This window comes from Emcibacter nanhaiensis (assembly GCF_006385175.1).
GTDB classification, from domain to species: Bacteria; Pseudomonadota; Alphaproteobacteria; order Sphingomonadales; family Emcibacteraceae; genus Emcibacter; species Emcibacter nanhaiensis.
Genome location: NZ_VFIY01000012.1, coordinates 1 through 7,341 on the forward strand (window position 1 = coordinate 1; position 7,341 = coordinate 7,341).

Sequence of the window (7,341 nt, forward strand, 5' to 3'; positions counted from 1 at the left end):
GGCCTCGGTGACGATACCCTCACCTCCGACGGCGGCGGCGATGTGCTGTACGGCGGCTACGGCGATGATACTTTCATTATCGATACAACTGATTTCTTCCGCCTCGAGGGCGGCGGCGGGGCGGACAGCCTGCGGCTGGACGGCAGCGACCTCGACCTCACGGCAATCAACAACAATAACCTCAGCGGCCTGGAAACGGTCGACCTGGCGACCGACGGCGGCGCCAACGCGCTGACCCTCGACATCATGGACCTGATCGACATGACTGACAGTGACGACCGGCTGGTGGTGATGGGCGATGGTTCCGACAGCCTGACCTTTGCCGCGAGCGCCATCCTGGCCGTGACCGATGTCATCGGCACGGAAAATATCGACGGCCAGGACTATGATGTCTATACCTTCAGCAACGGCGACGGCGACGTGGTCGGCACCCTGCTGGTGGACCAGGATATGTCGGTGACCATCTAGCCACAACAGAAAATGCCGTCAGGCCGGTCATTTTCTTTCCGTTGGCGGTCCGCTCTAACGTAAAACCATCGCTCTTGCGCTTCAGAATGTTTGCGTGATATTGTCTGTATCGCATAGATGTTTCTCTATAAATGCGGGAAATAAGAATTGGGGGAGGAATGGTTGGTCTGTCTGGCACATCTGCATCTGCCCTGGGGATAATATGAGGCAGGGAACCATGGCAGAAAAAACTATAAAATCGGCGCAGCTTTCACTGACAGTCGACGTCGCTTCCGACAAGAGCAGCTTTCAGAAAATCACGAACCACATCAATCGCCGCCTGAACGCCGGGAAGGCGGGGCGCAGTTCTTTTCTCCTGACTCCCTTCCTGCTGACGGCGTGCGGTGGAGGCGGCAGCACGCCGTCACCGACAACACAGACGCCAAACATGGTTTCTGTCACCGGGGCTGTCGTGGATGGGTATGTCGAGGGGGCGACGGTTTTTCTGGATGAGAACAACAACGGAATACTTGACAGCGGTGAAGTCAGCAGCACAACCGATGCCAGTGGCAACTATTCCTTCGAAGTGGAGGAAGGAACCACAGGGACAATCGTCTCGATTGGCGGAACGGATGTTTCCACCGGTGTCTCCTATGACGGGGTCGTCCTGACCGCACCGGCGGGCGCCAGCGTGGTCTCTCCGTTGACCACCTTGATGGTCAACGGCGTGAGCGAAGCCGATATCAAGGCGGCCTTCGGCATTGACGATTCGGTGGATCTTGGCAGTTTCGATCCGGTCGCGGCGTCCGGCAATGGCGATGGCAACGCGGCGGCGGTTCTGCTGGCCGGCCAGGAAGTCATGGCGCTGGTGCAATCAGTGACGGCGCTTCTAGAAGGGGCCGGAGTGGCCAATGCCGACGGCGAGCTGCAGGCTGCCGTACTGCAGCAGGTGGCTGCCGCGCTCGCCAGTGACAGCACAACGGATTTTTCCGATGCGGCAAATGTCGTGGCCCTGATCAATGCCGTGGATACTGGCGATGCTGTTTCGGCTGATGTGACAACCGCTGCCGCCACTGCGGTGTCGAATGTGGTTGAGGCGCTGGCGGCAAGCCCCGGGGACCTGTCGGGAGAAAATGAAGCTGCTGCCATTGTCGCGACCTATATTTTACCCGATGTGCTGGCCGATTTGGGTGCCGGGGATGTTACAACTGACGATGTGGAAAGCGATTTCAGCGATGCAGCGGTCGATCAGCTGGTCTCTGTTGTCGAGGAGCAGGGAGAAGATTATTCTGCCGGGGATGTCATTGCGGTTGACGATACCCTGATTGCAATTGTCGGCGGGGATTCCTTTATCGCCTCGTCCGTTTTGCTTGATAATGACGTAGTCAGTGACGGAGACATTTTGTCGGTTTCCCTGGCGGACGGCATGCCGGAAGGTGTGGCGGTTCAGTATGACAGCCAGACCGGCCAGATCAAGTTGACGGTGCCGGATAATGTGATGGCCGACGAAATTGCGCTCAACTATGTACTTGGCAACAATTCCGGCGACGATACGGCGACAGTAACGGTTTCATTGGTCGATACCGGCGTGCGTAATGCATTTGTCGCCGAGAATAGTGCCGGCGGTACGGTCGTTCAGTCACCGATTGCCACACCCGGTGTGACCTACAGTCTGACCGACGATGCAAACGGTTCGTTTGTCATTAATGCTGACACTGGTGAAATCACTCTTGCTCAAGGGGACACCCTGGACTTTGAGGGGGTTAGTGAATATTTGCTGACCGTCAGCTATTCGAACGGTGTCAATACCGTTGAGCAGCAAATTATCATCACGGTGACGGATGTAGATGAAACACCGATATTTATATCGAATTCAGAAGCTGTATTTTCCGAGTATGCCTCGGATAGTGATATTCTGCTCCAGGCTCGGGCGGAGGATCCTGAAGGCAGCCAGAATCTGGTCTACAGTCTTGCTGACGATGACGGGGGCATGTTTGAAATCGATGCCGCGACCGGCGCGATCAGTCTGGCAGATGGAGAAAGCCTGAATTACGAGAATGCGACTTCCCATCAACTGACGGTGGCTGTTTCCGATGGGGTCAACGAAAACTCCCAGATTGTTACCATCAATGTATATGACGAAAATGAATACCCTCCCAGTTTTCAGTCCGGGACGAGTGCTTCCGTTGCAGAAGATGTTGCGGATACAGCAGTCGTCTATACGGCGGATGCGGTTGACCTGGACGGAACGGCAACGGTTACCTACAGTCTGACTGATAATGCCGGCGGTCTTTTTGAAATTGACCCGGCAACCGGCGAAGTATCGCTGGTTGGAGGTGCCTCACTTGATTTCGAGGACAGTAGCTCCCACCAGATCACAATCCAGGCGTCCGACGGTACCAAAACTGATACGCAGGACATCACAATCACCGTGACAAATGTAGATGAAGCGCCTGAATTTTCTTCCGGGACTTCAGTTCTTGCTGCGGAGGATGTGAGCGATACAGATGTACTTTACACAGCTGTCGCAGTTGATCCGGAAGGCAGCGGAGTGACTTTCAGTCTGTCCGATGACGCCGGTGGTCTGTTCGAGATTGACAGCAATACGGGCGAGGTCACTTTGGCGGTTGGCCAGTCACTTGACTATGAAACCGCGAGCGAGCACCAGATTACAGTTGTCGTGTCTGATGGCGGAGTGTCCGCAAGCCAGGATGTAACAATTTCTGTTCAGGATATGATCTCAGACGGTGCATTGTCCTTGTCCGCCATTGAACAGGGCAGTTCGCTCGGGGTGGTCATTACAGGGTATCAGAATCTGAGCCTCGAGCCGCCAAGTCTTGGGCGGTCGGTGTCTTATGCCGGTGATGTGAACAATGACGGTTTTGATGACCTGATCATTGGAGCGACGAGCAGAGATATTGATGGAGCGTCTTATATCATTTATGGGAGGGCGGATTTTTCCAGCCTCGATACAGAGGTTATAGAAAACGGCGACGATACTGATGGTGCGCTCCTTTTTGCTGGATCAGTCTATGAAAATAACGGTATGTCGGTTTCCATTGCGGGGGATATCAACGGAGACGGATATGATGATGTGATTATCGGGGCACCGAATTACCAGAACAGCGATAATGAAATTGCCGGTGCTGCCTATGTCGTCTATGGCGGAGGGAATTTGGGTATACCTGACCTTTTGCCGTACATAAAAAATGGGGGTGCCGAAGTAGGTTTCCTGATAGAGGGGGCCCACGAGTATCAGGAGGTCGGCCGATCGGTCTCAAATGCAGGGGACGTCAATGGTGACGGTTTTGATGATCTGATTGTTGGTGGAGGAAACTCAACCCCTGATGGGATTATTGTTTCCGGCGCTTCCTACCTGATTTTCGGGGGGGCCGATCTGGAAAATATAGATTTGGCGACCTTGGAACCCGGGACAAGTGATGCAGGCATCATGATCACCGGTGCCGAGACAGGGGATGGCTCGGGTTTTTCGGTCTCCGCCGCAGGCGATGTGAACGGTGACGGTTATGATGATGTCATAATTGGCGCAACGGGCGAGGACACAGGGGGAGATCTGGCTGGTGCCGCCTATGTTATTTACGGGGGCGACAGTCTCGCCAATCTCGACCTGGCTTCCATTGAGGGAGGGGACGGTAGTGCCGGTATCGCCATTTATGGTGCGGAAGCATCAGATCTTACGGGAACATCTGTCTCGTCCGCCGGGGATGTCAACGGGGACGGTTATGCCGATTTGATCATCAGTTCCAAAGGCGAAGATACCGGTGGAAACAATGCCGGCGCCACCTATGTGATTTACGGTGGTGCCTCGCTTGATCATATCAGTTTGTCAGATATCGAGAGTGGTGACGGGTCGGAAGGTTTTGTCATCTATGGCGGCGAGGCCGGCGACCTCAGTGGATACTCCGTTTCCACGGCGGGCGACCTGAACGGTGACGGCCATGAGGACATTATCATTGGCACCTATTACGAGGAAACCGGTGGAACCAAGGCCGGGGCTTCCTATGTCATTTATGGTGGACAGGGCAGCGCCGTAATTGATCTGACAGATATAGAAAACGGTGACGGTTCCGGTGGCTTTGTCCTGTATGGAGCGGAAGCGGGGAGCCACAGCGGTATCTCGGTTTCCTATGCCGGCGACTTGAATGGTGACGGGTTTGACGACCTGGTCGTTGGGGCGCCCGGGAGTTTTTCATATGGTATTCCTGAAGGTGCCGCATATGTTATTTTCGGGTGGGACAATACCGGCAATGTGATCGGGGGCACCGACGGCAATGACAATCTTGTCGCTGATGGCGGGGCCGGCGCCCGCGACAGCCTGGTCGGCGGCCTCGGGGACGATGTCCTGACCTCTGACGGCGGCGGCGATGTGCTGTACGGTGGCCATGGTGACGATACCTTGATCATCGATACCGCTGACTTCTTCCGTCTTGAAGGCGGCGGCGGGGAGGACAGTCTGCAGCTTGACGGCGTGGACCTCGACCTCACGGCCATTAACAATGATTATCTCAGCGGCCTGGAAACGGTGGATCTGCTGACTGACAGCGGGGCCAATAGCCTGACGCTCGACATCATGGACCTGCTCGACATGACGGACAGTGATGACCAGCTGGTGGTGATGGGTGATGGCTCCGACAGTCTGACTTTTGCCGCGAGCGTCATTCTTCCTGTAACCCAGGATACTTATACGCAACATATAGATGGCGAAGCCTATGACGCCTATGTTTTCCGTGATGTAGAAGGTAACATTATCGGAAGAATGTTTGTCGATCAGGATATCAATTTTGATTTCCAGCCTGACACCACGGATTATACGTCGACCGGCTTTCTCGACCTCTTTCATCTGGAAACCGGCAGTACAGAGGGCATCGCGGTTTTCGGCGAAGGCATCTATGACGGGGTCGGGACATGGGTTTCTTCCGCCGGGGACGTCAATGGTGACGGTTTCGATGACTTTATCATGGGAGCGCCCAATGAAGATACCGGCGCCGGGAACGGCGGGGCGAGCTATCTGATCTACGGCGGAAGCAGTCTTCAGAATATCGAACTGGGGGACATCGAAAGCGGTGCTGCGGATGTCGGTATTGCCATCTTTGGGGCCGGCGACTGGGACTGGAGCGGCGAGGCTGTCTCCTCCGCAGGAGACATCAATGGCGACGGCTATGATGACCTGGTGATTGGCGCTTATGGTGAAGATACCGGTGGAGACAGAGCCGGTGCCTCCTATGTGATCTACGGTGGACCGTCGCTTGCCAATATCTTCCTGACCGATATAGAGGGAGGGGATGGCAGCGAAGGATTTGTCATTTACGGTGCCGAGGCAGGGGACGGTAATGGTCTGGCGGTCTCCAGTGCAGGGGATGTCAATGGCGATGGATACAGCGATATCATTGTATCCTCAAGGGACGAAACCACGGTTGGGGTTTACGCAGGGGCTTCCTATATTATTTACGGCGGTACCAGCCTTGCCGATATCGACCTGTCTGACCTCGAGGCCGGCAGCAGCGCCGGGATTACAATCTTCGGGGCAGATGAATTTGACGCATCCGGCTGGTCGGTCTCTTCCGCCGGGGATGTGAACGGGGACGGCTATGATGATGTGGTTATCGGGGCGCCGGTGGAACATTCTATACAGCCCTATGCAGGAACCGCCTATGTGGTTTACGGCGGTGGTGACCTGTCCAATATCCAGCTCGCGGATATAGAATCCGGCGACGGCAGTGCCGGATTCATCATGACCGGAAACGAGGAATTTGACCTAATCGGCATTGCGGTTTCGTCAGCCGGCGACGTCAATGGTGACGGCTATGATGACCTTCTGCTCGGATCGGAGGGGGACAGCACTGCCGGGGAATATGCGGGGGCCAGCTATCTGGTCTATGGCGGCGCCGCCCTGTCGCACATCACCCTGTCCGACATCGAGGGCGGGGATAACAGTCTGGGCGTTGTTTTCTATGGTGACCAGGCAGAGGACTTCAGTGGCGGCGCGGTGTCTTCGGCCGGGGATTTTAACGGCGACGGCTATGACGATATTCTAATCGGCGCATGTTCCGATGGCTTCCCGAGCTATACCGAAATTGGGGACTCCTATCTGATTTACGGGGGAACCTCCCTGTCGAATATGGATTTGTCCGATCTGGAACTTTCCGGTGACGGCAGTGAAGGATTCTATATCCGGGGCGTGGAAGCGGACGGCTTTGCCGGCTGGTCGGTCTCTGCTGCAGGGGATGTGAACGGGGACGGTTATGATGACATCATCATCGGTGCCACGGACGAGGACACGGGCGATACAGACGCCGGGGCCTCCTATGTTATCTATGGTGGCGACAACAGCGGCGGTATTACTGAGGGCACGGACGGCAATGACAATCTGGTTGCCGACGGCGGCGCCGGCGCCCGCGACAGCCTGGTCGGCGGCCTCGGTGACGATACCCTCACCTCCGACGGCGGCGGCGATGTGCTGTACGGCGGCTACGGCGATGATACTTTCATTATCGATACAACTGATTTCTTCCGCCTCGAGGGCGGCGGCGGGGCGGACAGCCTGCGGCTGGACGGCAGCGACCTCGACCTCACGGCAATCAACAACAATAACCTCAGCGGCCTGGAAACGGTCGACCTGGCGACCGACGGCGGCGCCAACGCGCTGACCCTCGACATCATGGACCTGATCGACATGACTGACAGTGACGACCGGCTGGTGGTGATGGGCGATGGTTCCGACAGCCTGACCTTTGCCGCGAGCGCCATCCTGGCCGTGACCGATGTCATCGGCACGGAAAATATCGACGGCCAGGACTATGATGTCTATACCTTCAGCAACGGCGACGGCGACGTGGTCGGCACCCTGCTGGTGGACCAGGATATGTCGGTGAC

1 protein-coding gene and 1 pseudogene are annotated in these 7,341 nt (G+C 56.2%); both read left to right on the forward strand.

What is annotated here, in order from left to right:
* Positions 1 to 468 (forward strand): annotated as a pseudogene (locus FIV46_RS18090) (hypothetical protein); the annotation flags it as partial.
* A gap of 217 nt (positions 469 to 685) precedes the next feature.
* Positions 686 to 7,341: cadherin domain-containing protein (locus tag FIV46_RS10605; RefSeq protein ID WP_181163183.1), on the forward strand; the 6,656-nt coding region annotated here is incomplete at its 3' end.